This window comes from Formosa sp. Hel1_31_208 (assembly GCF_900104785.1).
GTDB lineage: Bacteria > Bacteroidota > Bacteroidia > Flavobacteriales > Flavobacteriaceae > Psychroserpens.
Genome location: NZ_LT629733.1, coordinates 2,821,041 through 2,837,712, shown reverse-complemented (window position 1 = coordinate 2,837,712; position 16,672 = coordinate 2,821,041). Strand labels below are relative to the sequence as shown.

The window sequence follows — 16,672 nt, the reverse complement described above, 5'->3', positions numbered from 1 at the left end:
ACATAAAAAAACCCGAAACAAGTTCGGGTGATATAAAAATTACAAGAAGTATTTAGTTTTCAGTTGACTCTTCCATCGTGTGATATACGTTTTGTACATCATCATCTTCTTCAATCTTTTCAAGAAGTTTTTCGACATCTGCAGCGTCTTCAGGCGTTAGCTTTTTTGTAACTTGAGGAATGCGTTCAAAACCTGAGGATAGGATTTCTATGTTTCTGGATTCAAGTTCAGATTGAATAGCACCAAAACTTTCAAAGGGTGCATAAATCAAAATACCGTCTTCATCGGCAAACACCTCTTCAGCACCATAATCGATGAACTCGAGTTCAATTTCCTCTGGATCTAGACCTTCGGCATCGATTCTAAAATTACAGGTATGGTCAAACATAAATACTACAGAGCCAGAAGTGCCTAAGCTACCATCGCACTTATTAAAATAACTACGCACATTAGCAACGGTTCTTGTATTGTTATCTGTTGCAGTTTCTACTAAAACCGCAATACCATGAGGCGCATAGCCTTCAAAGATCACTTCCTTATAATCGCCTTGGTCTTTTTCACTTGCTTTTTTTATAGCACGCTCAACGTTATCTTTTGGCATGTTAACAGCCTTCGCATTTTGTATGACTGCACGTAAACGAGAATTACTTGCTGGATCTGGCCCACCTTCTTTTACTGCCATTACAATGTCTTTACCTATGCGTGTAAAGGCTTTACTCATAGCAGACCATCGCTTCATTTTTCTTGCTTTGCGAAATTCAAACGCTCTTCCCATTAGTATGTAGTTTTAATACTTGTATTAGTGATAGCCAAAATTATCGAAATTATATCGAATTGACAATACTCAAGATTAGTCTTTTGGGATATCCTTAATTAAGAGGATTTAAATTGAGTAAATCTTGAAGAATTGTCTGAGCTTCTCCAATATATATATCTTGTTTTATCTCTTGCAGTAGGGATTGATTCATGCGCTTTTTTTCCGCATTATTACTTGTATTTTCTTTGTTAAACGCAGAGTTTTTTACTTCAAATTCGGATACATGATTGTTAATGGGTTTGTTTATAGCTTCCCATCGGTTATGATAATTGATTAGTTCTCGATAGACATTATCCAAGGTGAGTAAATACTCGGTATCCAATTCAAAATAGTTTTCAATAATCAATCGATTAAGATCTTTTATTGCTTTAAATGAGATATCTGACGACACACGTGCTGTGCTACGTTTTTGTAACTCGACAATAGGTAATGACTTTAAACGGGGAAAATTTATAACACCAGTGATCGAATCATTTTTAAGTGCATAAGCTTCGTACTGTTCTTGAGTTTTGAAATTGTCATAAATATTAGGTAATTCTATGTCAGGCATAACGCCTTTAGATTGATGACTTTGACCTGTTACACGGTAAAATTTTTCAATGGTAAGCTTAGAAAAACCGAGGTTTTCGTTTTCATCTAATGGCAATATAACTTGAGCAGAAGCTTTACCGTGAGTCCTTGCTCCTACAATTACGGCTCTATTATAATCTTGCATAGTTGCAGCGAAAAATTCTGATGCTGAAGCACTATAATTATTAACGAGTATAACCATTGGCTTTGTAAACAATGAGCCACTATTGACATCTTGTATCGTATAGGTTTCGCCATTGTTGTATTTTAAAATGGATAACGGACCTCTATTGATAAACAGCCCTGAAAGATCTGAAGCTTCTTTCATCGATCCACCGCCATTAAAACGAAGATCGAGAATCAGGCCTTTAATATTTTCTTTTTGAAGCTTATAAAGCTCCTTTGCAACATCATTAGCTAAACCGAGCCCATTTGGAGATTCTAAATCGGTATAAAAGTTAGTGATACTAATATAGCCTACTTTCGATTTGTCTTCAATGATATATCCAGAAACGGTATTATCTTCAATTTTAGTTTTCGTTTTTGTGAGTTTTATATCTTTTATGGCGCCATTTTCTTTTTTTATTTTAAAAGTAACGGTATTGTGTTTTTCATCAGTTGTAAAGGCTAAAACATCATTGTTTGATACACAATAAGTTTCTAAAGTTTCAAAGTCGGTTTTGAGTGATTTTATAATATCGTTAACGTCAAAGTTTCCATCATTGAATGCAGCGCTTCCGGGCGTGATATGGGCGATTATAATATCGCCAGCATCAGTCTTTGCAGTGATAATTCCGAAGGAATATGCATCGTTAGATAAGGCGTTTTCGAACATGTCTTTTTCCGTAGAATTGAAGAATGACGAGTTAGGGTCATGATAATGTAAATAGGCGTTTAAAAACAATTCTTTTACATATAAATCGATACTCCCAAGTTGGTTTTGTAGTTCGTTGAGTTTGCAAATTTCCTTCTGAATGAGTTTGGGTTTAAGCTCCTTTTCCGTAGTTATGAAATCCGCTTTAATAGTTTTTAAAACAGAATCAGTTTCTATTAGTGAATAGAGAATGTTATAACGAATTCGTTTGCTCCAGAAACGCTTAATAGCGGCTTCATCTTTTAAATAGTTATATTCTAAATCCGGTTTAAACCGGAGTGTGTCTTTTCCCGAATAATCAAAGGATTCTTGTTCTAAACTGGCAAGTATAGTTTTACCAGATTCGATACGTTTTGAAACTAGGTTTATATACTTATCAATAAATTCACAATTGTTGTTTTTAATATAATCATCTAGTTTAAAACGGTCATCATCTAAGGCGTCAATGTCAGATTGAATGAGTAAGCGTTTCTCTTCGTCAAGACTCTGTATGAACAAATCAAATACGTGAGTTGACAAGCTATCATCTACAGCTTTGGGTAAATAATGATTGGTAGTTACCGTTTTTTGTAGGGCTTTTAATTGGTCACAAAACCTGCCTTTATTTTGACTATTGGCCAAATAAAAAGCAAAAAAACCTATAAAAACAAGGAGACGTTTAAGCATAACTAGTCGTTAAATGAGATAAAGAAATCAAATATTGAACTAAAATTTAATCTTGTACTTCAACAATAGATTCAATGGCTTCAGCTAATTTAAAATCTTTTTCAGTAACACCTTCAGCATCATGGGTAGATAAAGAAATCTTTAAAATATTGTAGACGTTACTCCAATTGGGATGATGATTTTGAGCTTCGCATTCAAAAGCGATTCTGCTCATTGCACTAAAGCAATCTTTAAAATTATCAAATTCAAATTCGGCATGTAACGCATTGTTTTTATATTCCCAATCAGGGAAGCGAAGTAGTCGTTTTTCAATGTTTTCTTCGTTAATCAAGCTCATAGGTCCGTTTTTTATTTAAATGTACAGTATTTTGATTAAAAATAATAGAGATAAGGGTAACAAGCTAGAAAAAAAAGACAAACCGAACAATTTTAACTTTAAGTGGTAATTTAGTTTTTAATTAAGTCTTCTAATACTTCAAGACTACTGACCTCAAGATGTTTGGGTAGTTTGTTATACTTTGGTAATACAGCCAAATAGCGATCTTCATTTGTCGTATAAACGTGCTTGTAGATCACTCCATTTTTTGAAGACAATTGTTTGATAATATCTTTAAAGTATTCGTCATGGTGAACTAGATCTGTGCTGCCCAGATGGAAAATACCATGTTTGTTTCTGTTAATCATGTAGTGTATTTGCTGCGTTACCTTTGAATCGGTTGTAACATTCATAATGATATTTGGAAATATTTCGATGGCTGTTTTTTCCTGTAAATGCTGTTTTATTTCTTTAAGTCTTGGTGATTGTGATCCGAGCACCATAGGTAATCTAACTATAGCTACTTTTTTCTTCGGAAGGCGCAATAACATGTTTTCAATTTTAATCTTAAAATGCCCATACATACTCCCGCTTAGGGTTTTATCAAATTCGTAACTTGGGAATTTACTATAGGCATCAAAAACATTGGCTGATGATAAGAAAATAATCTTGCATTCGTGTGCCAATACATATTCAGATATGTGCTGATGTGCGATGGTTTGAGCATGAAAATCTCCTCTCAGGCTTGAGATAATGATGGATGGTTTTGTAGCTTCAAGTACTTCATAAACATCGTCTTTTTCAACATCATACTGAAAAAATTGATGATTGTCTTCAAAGACTTTTTTGGGTATTCGATAAGTTCCAAAAGTTTTGAAATAGGCACAGAGCTCTTTGTATATAGCGTTTCCAATGAATCCACTAGCACCTAAAATTAATATACGATGTTTACTTTCAAACGCCTTCATTTCACCATCTTCAATCTTAACACTATCCTTTATAAAAAGGGAGCTTTATCACAGTTGCAGGAATTGCTTTTTTTCGCACTTGAATGTGAATTTTACTTCCAAAGTCAGAAAAAATAGGAGCCACATAACCTAAGCCAATACCTTTCTTTAATGATGGAGACATAGTGCCTGAAGTTACTTTTCCGATTTGCTTTCCGTTAGAATCTACAATATCATACCCCCGTCTTGGAACACCTTTTTCATCGAGTTCAAACGCCACAAGTTTTCGTTCTAGAATACGTTTTTTTTGTTCTGATAAATGCTCAGAATTTGTAAAAGTCTTCGTGAATTTCACAATCCAACCTAGGCCAGCTTCAAATGGAGACGTCGTGTCGTCTATATCATTACCATACAAACTGTAACCCATTTCTAGTCTTAGTGTATCACGTGCCGCAAGTCCGATTGGTTTAATTCCAAAATCGGCACCAGCTTCCATTACTTTGTCCCAGATATGTTTTACGTCCGAGTTTTTACAATAGATTTCAAATCCACCACTTCCTGTGTAGCCTGTAGCCGAAATGATGACATCGTCAATGCCAGCAAAATCACCAACTATGAAGTTGTAAAAGCCAATCTGAAATAAATCATGACTAGATAAGGTTTGCATTGCTTCAACGGCTTTCGGACCTTGAATAGCAAGTAATGAATAGTCTTCGCTCAAATCACGTATCTCTGCCCCAACATCGTTCTTGGAAACGATCCAATTCCAATCTTTCTCAATATTACTAGCATTTACGACTAAAAGATAAGTGTTTTCTTTAATACGATACACGATTAAATCATCTACAATTCCACCAGTGTCATTAGGAATACAACTGTATTGTGCTTTTCCTATTGTAAGTTTTGAAGCGTCATTACTTGATATCTTTTGTATCAAATCTAAGGCGTTCGGTCCTTCAATCAAGAATTCTCCCATATGTGACACATCAAAAACACCTACTGCATTTCTAACGGTTTCATGTTCAATATTAACGCCTTCATATTGCACTGGCATGTTATAACCTGCAAAGGGCACCATTTTAGCACCAAGAGCTATATGTGTTTCGGTTAATGCTGTATTTTTCATCGTCTATTATTTAGTGATTGTCGCTTGTGAGTTTTATTAAAAATTCACCACGCAAAAGTATCGAAAAATATTAATTCTTTAGAATGCTTTTAAACTTAATAAGCGATTAAAAATATGTTAATATTGTATTCTTTGCTTTGGAAGCGATCAATAATTGTTAATTTTCGTCAACATAAATTAGACATCATATGAAACCTATTATTACTTTTTTTTTATTTTTTATCGGACTAGCATTTGGATATGCTCAAGAGGGTTTACCTCAAGACTATTTGAGTAAAGATTTTCATAAGGGGAGACGTGATGCCCTAAGAATGACTATGCCATCAAACAGTGTAGCCGTGTTTTTTGCAAATCCGGTTCGTAATAGAGCTAATGATGTTGATTATGTGTATCATCAAGACCCTAATTTTTATTACCTCACTGGATATAAAGAACCACATGCAGTATTAGTCATTTTCTCTGAAAATCAAATAGATACGGAAGGAAATTCATATAATGAAAAATTGTACGTGCAACAGCGCAACCCACAAGCAGAGCAGTGGACTGGGCGCAGATTAGGTGTTGAAGGTGCTAAATCTGAACTAGGCTTTGATAGGGTTGACAACGGTAGTGCATTTTTAAATTCTGGGATAGACTTTACGGCTTTTGAAAAGGTTATGTATATGGGTTTTAGAGATGATTATAGAAACACGAGAAATCGTGCAGATTTATATGATTTAATACAATCTTTTAAAACGCAAATTAAACTTGTTAATGACTATTCAATTAAGAACAAATCTGACGATATTGAAGTAGATACTAATGGCAATGTTGAAGGCGAAACAGTTAAAACTGACACAAAAACACTGTCAACATTAATGGCCGGATTAAGAGAGGTTAAAACATCAGAGGAAATGATATTACTGAAAAAAGCGGTTAGAATTTCGGCAATGGGGCAACGTGAAATTATGAAAGCCATGCATCCCGATATGTCTGAAACTGAAGTTCAAGGCGTTCATGAGTACATTTATAAAAAATATGGAAGTGAATATGAAGGATATCCTAGTATCGTTGGAGCTGGTAACAATGGCTGTGTACTTCATTACATCGAAAACAATAAAATGAAAGTTGAGAACGATTTAGTGTTGATGGATTTAGGAGCTGAATACCATGGCTATACGGCGGATGTGACGCGCACAATTCCTGCTAACGGAACTTTCACCAAAGAACAAAAAGCTATTTATGATATTGTTTATGAAGCTCAAGAAGCAGGCATAAAAGCTACGGTTATTGGTAATACAATGCAATCGCCCGATAGAGCCGCCAGAGAAGTCATTTACAAAGGACTTATAGCGCTAGGTATTGTCAAAAATTCGAGTGAAGCTAGACAGTATTTTCCACATGGCACTTCACATCACATTGGTTTGGATGTGCATGACCCGGGCACCTACGGAGCTTTGCAAGCCAATATGGTCATAACAGTAGAGCCAGGTATTTACATTCCAGAAGGCAGTAATTGTGATCCTAAATGGCATGGGATAGCAGTACGAATTGAAGATGATATTTTAATTACAGAAAACGGACCAATTAACTTGTCAGCTGAAGCCCCTAGAACTTCAGATGAGATCGAAAAACTAATGAAGCAAAAAAGTGTTTTGGGAGAGTTAAAACTACCTAGTTTAGATTAATAAGGATGCAATTATTAATGAAAACAACTTATGTTTTCGAAACAGATTGCAATAAAAAGGTCTTCAATTGCTCATAATTAGAAATTTGTAGTGCTACTTTTTCTTGATGCATGACGGCTTGTATTTGTGGTGGTAAATCTACTTTAGTGTCAATTACGTCCTCCACAACATCTAAAAATTTAGTTGGATGTGCAGTTTCTAAGAACACGCAGTGCGCATTATGGTGTGTTTTTAAATAGTCCTTACAGCCTAAGTATCCAATTGCACCATGAGGATCGGCCACGTAGTTATAACGCTTATACATCTCTAATAGGGCTGATTTGGTCTCGTTATCGGTATAACTATACGACGATAAATTTGATCGTAATTGATCAAAATCGTTTTTGTAGATTTCTTTTATGCGGATAAAGTTACTCGGATTTCCAACATCCATCGCATTACTTATCGTTTGCACAGATGGTTTAGGATGATATTCTTCGGTTTTAAGATATTCGGTGACCACATTATTCGCATTATTTGCTGCAATAAAATGCTTTACTGGTAAACCTAACTGTTGCGCGATCATTCCCGCACAGATATTTCCGAAGTTACCACTAGGAATTGAGAACACAATATTCTCGTGCTGTTGATGCAATTGTTTGTAAGTAAACATGAAATAGAAGAGTTGAGGTAACCATCTCGCCACGTTAATCGAATTGGCTGAGGTCAATTGCATAGTACTGGTAATAGTGCTATCTAAAAATGCTTTTTTTACCATGTCCTGACAATCATCAAACACACCGTCAACTTCCAAAGCAGTAATATTCTGACCAAGCGTCGTCAACTGTTTTTCTTGAATATTACTAACTTTTCCTGATGGATATAAAATGACAACATTAACACCTTTTACACCTAAGAATCCATTGGCTACTGCTCCTCCAGTATCACCAGACGTCGCTACTAGAACGGTAATATCATTGTTGTTATTTTGATTGAAATAGCCTAAACATCGTGCCATAAATCGTGCGCCTACATCCTTGAAAGCCATGGTTGGTCCGTGGAATAATTCTAATGTAGAAATGTTCTCATCCAGATTTACAATAGGAAAATCAAAGGACAAGGTGTCCTCTATGATGGTTTTTAAAAGGTGCTCAGGAATTTCCGGACATATAAACTGTTTGATAGCTTCGAATGCAATTTCAGAATAGGATTTGGAATCAATGTTTTTATAAAAAGCAGATGGGAGCGCGGTAATTTTCTCTGGAAAATACAGACCTCTATCAGGAGCTAATCCTTTAATGACAGCAGTTTCAAAATTAGTATTGGGTGCTTTTCTATTTAAGCTATAATAATTCATTTATAAGATTTTTATGCCTTCGGTATTGATTTCAGATTTATAGATTTCAAACGGGATGTCGGTTTTCGCATATATATTTGTAATGGCTTCAACGACCTTTTGAGCCACCGCTTCACCATGACACAAGCTGAATATGGATGGTCCAGATCCAGAAATTCCGCAACCCAAAGCACCATGATTTAGTGCCGCAGCTCTGACCGACTGAAAATGAGGAATCAACTGACTACGGTAAGGTTCAACAACAACGTCAATAAGCGATTTACTGAGAAGCTCATAATCACTCGTATGCAGAGCATGAATTAAACTTCCAACATTAGACCATTGCGTAATCGCATCTTGAAGTGGAATTTCTTTAGGTAAAAGGGCTCGTGCATCTGCAGTTTTTATTTCAATTTGTGGATGAATAATCACTGCTACTAAATTGTGTGGCGTAGGAAGCTGAATAATTTCTAGCGGTGAAACCGTTTTTACTAAGGTAAAGCCACCAAAAATTGCAGGGGCAATATTATCAGCATGTTCACTTTGACTCGCCAAAGCTTCTCCTTTCATTGCAAAATTGGTAAGCTCTGTTTTGTTATAGGGCTTACCCAACAATTCATTAATTCCAAATACGCTTCCAACAGCACTAGCAGAACTGCTGCCAACACCGCTTCCAGGTTTGATATGCTTGTAAATTTCAATTTCAAAACCACAATCAGGTTGCGCGTCTTCAATAAGAGCTAAAGCAGATACGCCAGCTACATTTTTTTCAGCTTCAAAAGGCAATTCATAGCCTTCAATTTTGGTAATATGAATCCCTTTTTTACTTGTTTTCCTTATCACCATCTCATCACCTATGTTGTCAAGGCAAAAGCCTAAAACATCGAATCCACAAGATACGTTGGCCACTGTAGCGGGAGAGAAAATTCTGATTTCGTTCATTACTTATTTCTTATTCTAATGATGTCTGCAAAAAGTCCAGAAGCCGTCACATCTGCACCAGCACCAGCACCTTTAATAATCATGGGTTGCTCTGGGTAACGCTGTGTGTAGTACATGACGATATTATCTTTACCTTCTAGGTTGTAAAATGGATGACCTTGAGGTATTTCTTTTAGACCTACTTTAGCTTTTCCTTTATTGAATTCAGCAACATATTTTAATTGACAACCTTTAGCTCTAGCTTTTGCGTAAAGCTGTTGAAAGTGTGCTTCATCCTTTTGCAGCGATGTATAGAAATCCTCTACCGATACACTGTTTAAATTATTGTGCGTAAGGAAGGAATCATTTTCAATATCATCAAGGTTCATCTCAGTTCCGCTTTCACGCGCTAAAATTAATATTTTTCTAGCGACGTCAACACCACTCAAGTCGATTCTCGGGTCTGGTTCAGTATAACCTTCTTTCTGAGCTTGTTTTACAACATCATGAAAATTTGTGGAGTCGTCAAAATTATTAAATACAAAATTGAGACTTCCAGATAAAACGGCCTGAATGGAAGTGATATTATCACCAGAAGTGATTAAATGACCTAAGGTGTCAATGATCGGTAAACCTGCGCCAACATTGGTTTCAAATAAAAATGGGGCATTGTATTTTCTGGATAAATATTTTAATTCATTATAATTTTCAAAATTACTTGAACACGCTATTTTATTACAAGCGACAACTGCAATGCTCTGTTTTAAATAGTCTGTATATAAATTTGAAACCGCCTCACTCGCAGTCACATCAACAAAGATACTATTCCGTAAATTTAAATCTTTTGCACGTTGTAAAAAACCTTCTAAAGATGCTGGTTCTCCGGAAGATAGATCCGATTTCCAATCTTTTAACGATAGACCTCCATCATCAAATATCATCATTCTTGAATTGGATAAGCCAACGACCTTCAAGTTAATTTTTAATTGTTCTTTAAGATATTTGCGTTGTTGTTTGATTTGTTCGACCAAGCGTTCACCAACATTTCCAACACCTGTTATAAAGACATTAAGCTGTTTGGTTTTAACCTCGAAAAATCTTTCATGAAGTGCATTTAATGCTTTTTTGACATCTTTTTCGGAAATTACAGCAGAGATATTACGCTCTGAGGCACCTTGAGCAATCGCTCTAATATTGATGTTATTTTTTCCTAAAGTACTAAACATTCGACCACTAATTCCTTGGTGGTTTTTCATATTATCACCTACGATAGCAATAATCGATAAATCGGTCTCTACAATAATGGGATCGATTTTGTGTAAGGAAATTTCATTTTCAAAAGTGGTGTCAATGACCGCTTTTGCTTTGAGAGAATCATTGATGTCAACACCAAAACAAATAGAATGTTCAGATGACGCCTGAGTGATGAAAATGATATTGATTTTTTCCTGGGCTAATGTCTCAAATAAACGTTTTGAAAACCCTGGAATCCCAACCATACCATTTCCTTGCAAGGTGAGTAATGCAATATTGTTGATATTAGTAATTCCTTTTATAGGATTGCCATTACCATTGGCGTCTAATGATATTTTTGTGCCGTCTGCTTGAGGTTCAAGCGTGTTTTTAATGTAAATAGGAATATTTAAATCTAATACAGGTTGTACTGTTGGAGGATATAAAACTTTAGCACCAAAGTGCGATAATTCCATGGCTTCTTGATAGGATAAATGCTGAATTGGAAAGGCTTGTTTTACAAGTTTTGGATTGGTTGTATACATACCACTTACATCCGTCCATATCTCCAAGCGTTCTACTTTTAATGCTGCGGCCACAATTGCTGCTGTAAAATCTGAACCTCCACGGCCAAGCGTTGTTATTTCTCCAGTGTCGGACTTGGAAATAAAACCAGGTAGAATAGTTATTTGTTCTTTGGCTTGTGAAAAATAAGCTTGAATAGTTTTGTTAGTTAACTCATAATTGACTTCGGCTTTTGTGAATGTAGCGTTGGTAACAATTAGGTCTTGGCTGTTTTTTCTAACACAATCAAGACCTCTCGAAATCATGGTTTGAGCAATAATATAAGAGGACAATAATTCACCAAAGCTCAGAAGTTTGTCAGATGTTTTTGGTGACACTTCATTGATTAAAAAAATACCATCTAAAAGACTTTTTAATTCTTCTAATTTTTTATTGATATATGCAAATACATGCTCATTTTCCTTAGGAATTAAAGCCGATAAAATATTGTGATGAGTGTCGGTAATATTTTCAAAAATTTTAATATAACTGATGTCTTTTTGTTGTGCAAATTCTCCAGCTTTTAACAATTTATCAGTAATCCCACCAACGGCAGAGACTACGCAGATGACCTTGTCCTGTTTTGAATAGGTATTCAATATCGAAATGACTTGATTTATGTGCTTTGCTGAACCAACTGACGTTCCTCCAAATTTTAAAACATTCATTGTAGTTATTTATAATTGAGTTGGGTATGATTTGATGCCTGATTAAGGACTTGTAATGTGAAATAATAGACTATGAACCCCTAAGGGTTGTTGCAGTAGTTATAGCAACAGCAATAGTGAAATTGGTGTGTTTTGATATTTGTTTTAGGTTTTGCATAAATAATAGTCTATACCTTTCAAATGTATTATTTTTACAAGAATAAAAAAACTTAACAGGTTATTTTACATTTTTTTCAGTTTAAACTGAATTAAATGCTGATTATTAACCGTTAAGCGATATAAACAGATAATTTAACAACTATTTTTTAAGGCGTTAATATGAAAATATTTTCAAAAGAACAGATTTACGAAGGTGACCAGCTTACAGCTAAAAAACAAAATATTACTTCCACTGAATTAATGGAGCGCGCCGGTATGCAAATTTTTAACTGGTTGCATATTAGAATGCAAGGGGCACAAGTCCCAATTCATGTGTTTTGTGGTATTGGAAATAATGGAGGAGATGGACTTGTTGTTGCTAGACATTTAATTACACATGGTTATAATGTGCATACGTATGTAGTGAATTGCAGCGATAAGCGATCTAAGGATTTTCTCGTTAATTATGACCTGATAAAACAAGTGACTAAAACCTGGCCTGCAATGCTTAATTGTGAAGCAGATTTTCCAGAGATTCACAAAGACGATATTATTGTAGATGCGATCTTTGGTATTGGTTTAAATCGACCTACTAATGATTGGGTAAAAGCCTTATTTGTACATTTTAAAACCAGCCAAGCATTTACATTGTCTATTGATATTCCATCAGGTGTGTATACTGATAAAGTTCCAGAGGATGATAATGGTGTGGTTTGGGCGAACTACACATTGAGTTTTCAGTCTCCTAAATTGGTGTTTTTTCTTCCTCAAACGTCTAAATTTTCGGTGCAATGGGAAGTGCTTGATATTGGTATTGATAGAGAGTTTTTATATGTCACCGAAACCGAAGTTGAATTAATTGGTAAGAATGAAGTATTGCCCATTTATTTGCCTCGGGAAAAATATGCACATAAAGGCGATTTTGGACACAGTCTCATTATTGGAGGTAGCTATGGCAAAATAGGATCTGTGTTATTAGCCAGTAGAGCTGCGCTCTCTGTTGGTGCTGGTTTAGTTACTGCATTTGTTCCTAAATGCGGCTATCAAATCATGCAGACTGCTTTTCCTGAAGCGATGGTGATTACAGATAAAGATGAAACGATGATAACTGATATCAATTTTGATATAGAGCCTAAGGTGATTGGTTTAGGGATTGGTATGGGTACAGATGATGCAACAATTTCAGCTTTAGAAAAATTCTTGAAATCAAATATAACACCTTTGGTGGTTGATGCTGATGGTTTAAATATTGTGTCGAAGAAAAAGACCTTATTGAAATATTTGCCAGAACAATCTGTACTAACTCCTCATCCAGGTGAATTGCAACGATTGATAGGGTCGTGGAAAGATGATTTTGATAAGCTAAAAAAAACTAAAGCGTTTTCTAAAAAACACAAAGTCATTGTCGTGATTAAAGGCGCGAATACCATAACTGTTTTTGGTGACAAATACTATGTGAATTCCACTGGAAATCCAGGTATGGCAACCGCAGGAACTGGTGATGTTTTAACAGGTATTATTACAGGATTAATTTCTCAAAATTATGAACCTTTAGCCGCAACTATATTTGGAGTTTATTTACATGGCAGAGCGGGAGATATAGCTATTGAAGATATAGGCTATCAAAGCCTTATAGCTAGTTATATTATCGAAGCCATTGGAGAAGCCTATGTTGATTTATTTAAGCAACCAGATCCACCACAAGTTGAGGAAGTGGATAGTGAATAATCCTAAATAAAAAAGCCACTTCATGAAGTGGCTTTTTTATTTAGGATTGTTGATTGAGATTTACATTTTTAATTGTTCCTCTAACAACTCAATTAATTTTGGGTCAGATGGCCGTGGTGCATCAGCACTTACGATATTGCCTTCTGGGTCAATTAAAATAAACCTTGGGATACCTTGAATTGCATAATCTTTCACAAATTTAGAATTCCAATCATTATCTGCCATTAATTGTAATCCCCCAAGTTCTTTGTCATTGACCATACTCACCCATTTGTCATGATCTTTGGCTTGATCAATAGATGTGCTTACAAATTCTATATTCTCACTATGAAATTTCTTTTCAACTTCTTTAAGTGAAGGAATTTCTCTTATGCAAGGTCCACACCATGTAGCCCATACATCTATGTATACATATTTACCTTTTAAATCAGAAAGAGATGTTTCACCACCTTTATGGTTTTCATAATTTGCAAATTGAGGTGACGGTTTACCTTTTACTAAATTTTTATTTTTTTCAAATGTCTCGGTTAATTTGGCTATCGTATCGTCATTGGTTGTATTACTTTTGAAGAAGTTGTATATGGCTTCCATTTGCGAATTTCCAGGGGATACTAAAAAGTTGCCCAAGTAATCAATCGCATCATTTTTTAATGCTTGAATTTTGATATCGTTTAGACCACTTAACTGTTCTGGGCCAATTGCAGTAATATCGTCCCCAAGTTCATCAAACATTGCTGTTAAAACTTTATCAAAGGCCATGCTTTTATATGACTGTGATGACTTATAAGCTTTAGCGTCATCAAAAACCATAGTTTTTAGAGATTCAGGGAGGAAGTCTTCAGAAACCTCAAAGCCTTCTTTTTTGGTATAGTAACCGTGTCGTTGCACGTAATTACTCAACATCGCATAATTGTCATACAATAGATTTTGTTTTTCAGTCGCTAAAAAATCTTCATCAGCATCAGTCAAATTAGATAATTGAGATTCATTTTCTTTGTGCATTTCTTCTAATTGGGTCTTAAAAGCCGCTTCATCCAAAGAGTAAAAATCTACGGCATTTGCCGTGACTTTACCATTGTTCAAGGTTTTAGTAGCTAGGTAATTATTTTCGGATGCACCGACACCTGAATACTTAATAGATTCATCGAAATTTTGTGCATCAACGCCTAGGCTAACATTATCCCCAGATTTTAAATATAACGGTGTAAACTCACGTCCAATAGATAGGGTGTAAAAACCATTTTCAGGAATACGCAGCGTATCCATGAATGAACCATCTGTGTTTATGGTAAGTTCTTTTTCAAAGTCAGCACTTTTAATGATCGCGACAGTAGCTTGAGAATTTTCGACATTACCAGAAAGAAGTGCATAATCAATTTTTGGTTCCTTCTGGCAAGCAACCACAGAAATTGCAATCAATACAAAAAGTAATTTTTTCATAATTTTATAATTGTTTATTAACTCAAAAATACAGATTCTTAAGATGTTATCAGAATCTTTACTAATTATTAACATTTCTTGCAAAGTAGCAATCTAATTCTCACTTTTGATCACGTAAAATAGAACCATGGATACCATTCATTATATCTCTTCAGAAATATTAGAACTTTCTACTATTAATGATATCATAATTCAGAATAAAAAAATTGTACTCTCAAAAGAAGCGATTCATAAGATTGAAACATGCAGAACATATCTTGATGATAAAATTAAAAACCAAGATCAACCTATTTACGGAATTAATACAGGGTTTGGATCCTTATGCGATGTTAAGATTTCCAATGAGAATTTGACACAGCTTCAAGAGAATTTGGTCATGTCACATGCTTGTGGAATAGGAGAGCAAGTGCCTAAAGCCATTGTTAAACTCATGTTGTTCTTAAAGGTTCAGTCATTAAGTTATGGACATAGTGGTGCCCAACTTCAAACGGTACAGCGATTAATAGATTTTTATAACCATGATGTATTACCTGTGATATATACACAAGGGTCTCTAGGAGCTTCTGGAGATTTAGCTCCTCTAGCGCATTTGGCTTTGCCGCTTATCGCCAAAGGCGAGGTGATGTATAAGGGTAAACAGGAAGATGCTCAGAACGTATTGTCAGAATTTGGATGGGAGCCCATTCAATTGCAATCTAAGGAAGGTTTAGCTTTGCTAAATGGCACACAATTTATGAGTGCATATGGAATTCATCTTCTTATGAAATCATATAAACTATCTTACTTTGCCGATTTTATTGGAAGTATTTCATTGGATGCATTTGATGGTAGAATAGAACCATTTAATGCCCTAGTACATTACGTAAGGCCACACAAAGGACAGATTAAAACAGCCGAACGCGTAAGAGCGTTCTTAGAAGGGAGTGAATTGATTTCGAAACATAAGGACCATGTTCAGGATCCGTATTCATTTAGATGTATGCCTCAAGTGCATGGTGCAACTAAGGACACTTTAGATTATGTTCGAAACGTTTTTAAAACAGAAATTAATGCCGTAACCGATAATCCAAACATATTCGTTGAAGAAGATCAAATTATATCAGGAGGAAATTTTCATGGTCAACCTTTAGCATTGGCTTTGGACTATTTAAAGATTGCGATGTCAGAATTGGGTAATATTTCTGAAAGAAGGATTTATCAATTGGTATCTGGTCTAAGAGGATTGCCGACGTTCTTGGTAGATAATCCTGGGTTAAATTCTGGTTTTATGATTCCTCAATATACAGCAGCAAGTATTGTGAGTGCTAATAAGCAGTTAGCAACACCTGCAAGCGTTGATAGTATAGTCTCGAGTAATGGTCAAGAAGATCATGTAAGTATGGGAGCAAATGCAGCAACACAGTGTTATAGTTTAGTTGTAAATATCGAGCGGATCTTGGCTATTGAATTACTTAATGCATCACAAGCCATCTATTTTAGAAGACCTTTTAAATCGTCACCTATAATTGAAACGTTCTTAAGGAGTTATAGAATTAAAGTTGCGTTTGTTGAAGAAGATCAAGTATTTTATAATTTGATACAAGATACATTACATTTTATCGATGATTTTTGCATCGAAAATGACTTGCTCTTCGACTAAATGCAGAAAAAAATGTTCAACTGTTTAATTTCAAAAAAATGAA

The 16,672-nt window shown here is 35.1% G+C and carries 12 protein-coding genes; 3 read left to right on the top strand and 9 right to left on the bottom strand.

The genetic code is table 11. From position 1 onward, the window contains the following. Positions 1-52: 52 nt before the first annotated feature. The 5 genes from BLT57_RS12825 to gcvT all read right to left on the bottom strand — a co-directional run bounded on the left by BLT57_RS12825 (position 53) and on the right by gcvT (position 5,316). Positions 53-775 (bottom strand): YebC/PmpR family DNA-binding transcriptional regulator, encoded by a 723-nt coding sequence (locus BLT57_RS12825; protein WP_091426214.1) that lies wholly within the window; start codon positions 773-775, stop codon positions 53-55. A 94-nt stretch (positions 776-869) separates the two neighbouring features. Beyond that, on the bottom strand, positions 870-2,927 hold the full coding sequence (locus BLT57_RS12820) for a carboxy terminal-processing peptidase (protein ID WP_091426212.1): 2,058 nt from the start codon (positions 2,925-2,927) through the stop codon (positions 870-872). A gap of 46 nt (positions 2,928-2,973) precedes the next feature. After that, positions 2,974-3,264 (bottom strand): 4a-hydroxytetrahydrobiopterin dehydratase, encoded by a 291-nt coding sequence (locus BLT57_RS12815; protein WP_091426210.1) that lies wholly within the window; start codon positions 3,262-3,264, stop codon positions 2,974-2,976. Positions 3,265-3,374: 110 nt separating this feature from the next. Further along, a complete protein-coding gene (locus tag BLT57_RS12810; protein WP_091426207.1) occupies positions 3,375-4,211 on the bottom strand; it encodes a sugar nucleotide-binding protein in 837 nt (278 codons plus the stop codon). Between the two features lie 22 nt (positions 4,212-4,233). After that, positions 4,234-5,316, bottom strand: a complete 1,083-nt coding sequence (gene gcvT, locus BLT57_RS12805; protein WP_091426205.1) for a glycine cleavage system aminomethyltransferase GcvT — start codon at positions 5,314-5,316, stop codon at positions 4,234-4,236. 188 nt (positions 5,317-5,504) lie between these two features. On the opposite strand from gcvT, the gene BLT57_RS12800 reads away from it, so the two are divergent. Beyond that, a complete protein-coding gene (locus tag BLT57_RS12800) occupies positions 5,505-6,983 on the top strand; it encodes an aminopeptidase P N-terminal domain-containing protein (protein WP_091426203.1) in 1,479 nt (492 codons plus the stop codon). Positions 6,984-7,011: 28 nt separating this feature from the next. Here the strand turns inward: BLT57_RS12800 and thrC are convergent, their stop codons facing one another. The 3 genes from thrC to thrA are packed head-to-tail and all read right to left on the bottom strand — an operon-like array spanning position 7,012 to position 11,684. Then, on the bottom strand, positions 7,012-8,319 hold the full coding sequence (gene thrC, locus BLT57_RS12795) for a threonine synthase (protein WP_091426201.1): 1,308 nt from the start codon (positions 8,317-8,319) through the stop codon (positions 7,012-7,014). Beyond that, positions 8,320-9,240, bottom strand: a complete 921-nt coding sequence (locus BLT57_RS12790) for a homoserine kinase (RefSeq protein WP_091426200.1) — start codon at positions 9,238-9,240, stop codon at positions 8,320-8,322. It lies immediately after the preceding gene. Continuing rightward, entirely contained in the window at positions 9,240-11,684 is a 2,445-nt protein-coding gene (gene thrA, locus BLT57_RS12785; protein WP_091426198.1) for a bifunctional aspartate kinase/homoserine dehydrogenase I, read from the bottom strand. Before thrA ends, BLT57_RS12790 begins: the two co-directional genes overlap by 1 nt. Positions 11,685-12,002: 318 nt before the next feature. Between thrA and BLT57_RS12780 the strand changes: the two genes are divergently transcribed. After that, positions 12,003-13,550 (top strand): NAD(P)H-hydrate dehydratase, encoded by a 1,548-nt coding sequence (locus BLT57_RS12780; RefSeq protein WP_091426197.1) that lies wholly within the window; start codon positions 12,003-12,005, stop codon positions 13,548-13,550. 60 nt (positions 13,551-13,610) lie between these two features. Here BLT57_RS12780 and BLT57_RS12775 read toward each other — a convergent pair whose 3' ends face one another. Then, positions 13,611-14,990: a TlpA disulfide reductase family protein gene (locus BLT57_RS12775; protein ID WP_091426825.1), complete on the bottom strand. Its 1,380-nt coding sequence runs from the start codon at positions 14,988-14,990 to the stop codon at positions 13,611-13,613. A gap of 127 nt (positions 14,991-15,117) precedes the next feature. On the opposite strand from BLT57_RS12775, the gene hutH reads away from it, so the two are divergent. Further along, a complete protein-coding gene (hutH, locus tag BLT57_RS12770) occupies positions 15,118-16,629 on the top strand; it encodes a histidine ammonia-lyase (RefSeq protein ID WP_091426195.1) in 1,512 nt (503 codons plus the stop codon). Positions 16,630-16,672: the final 43 nt, after the last annotated feature.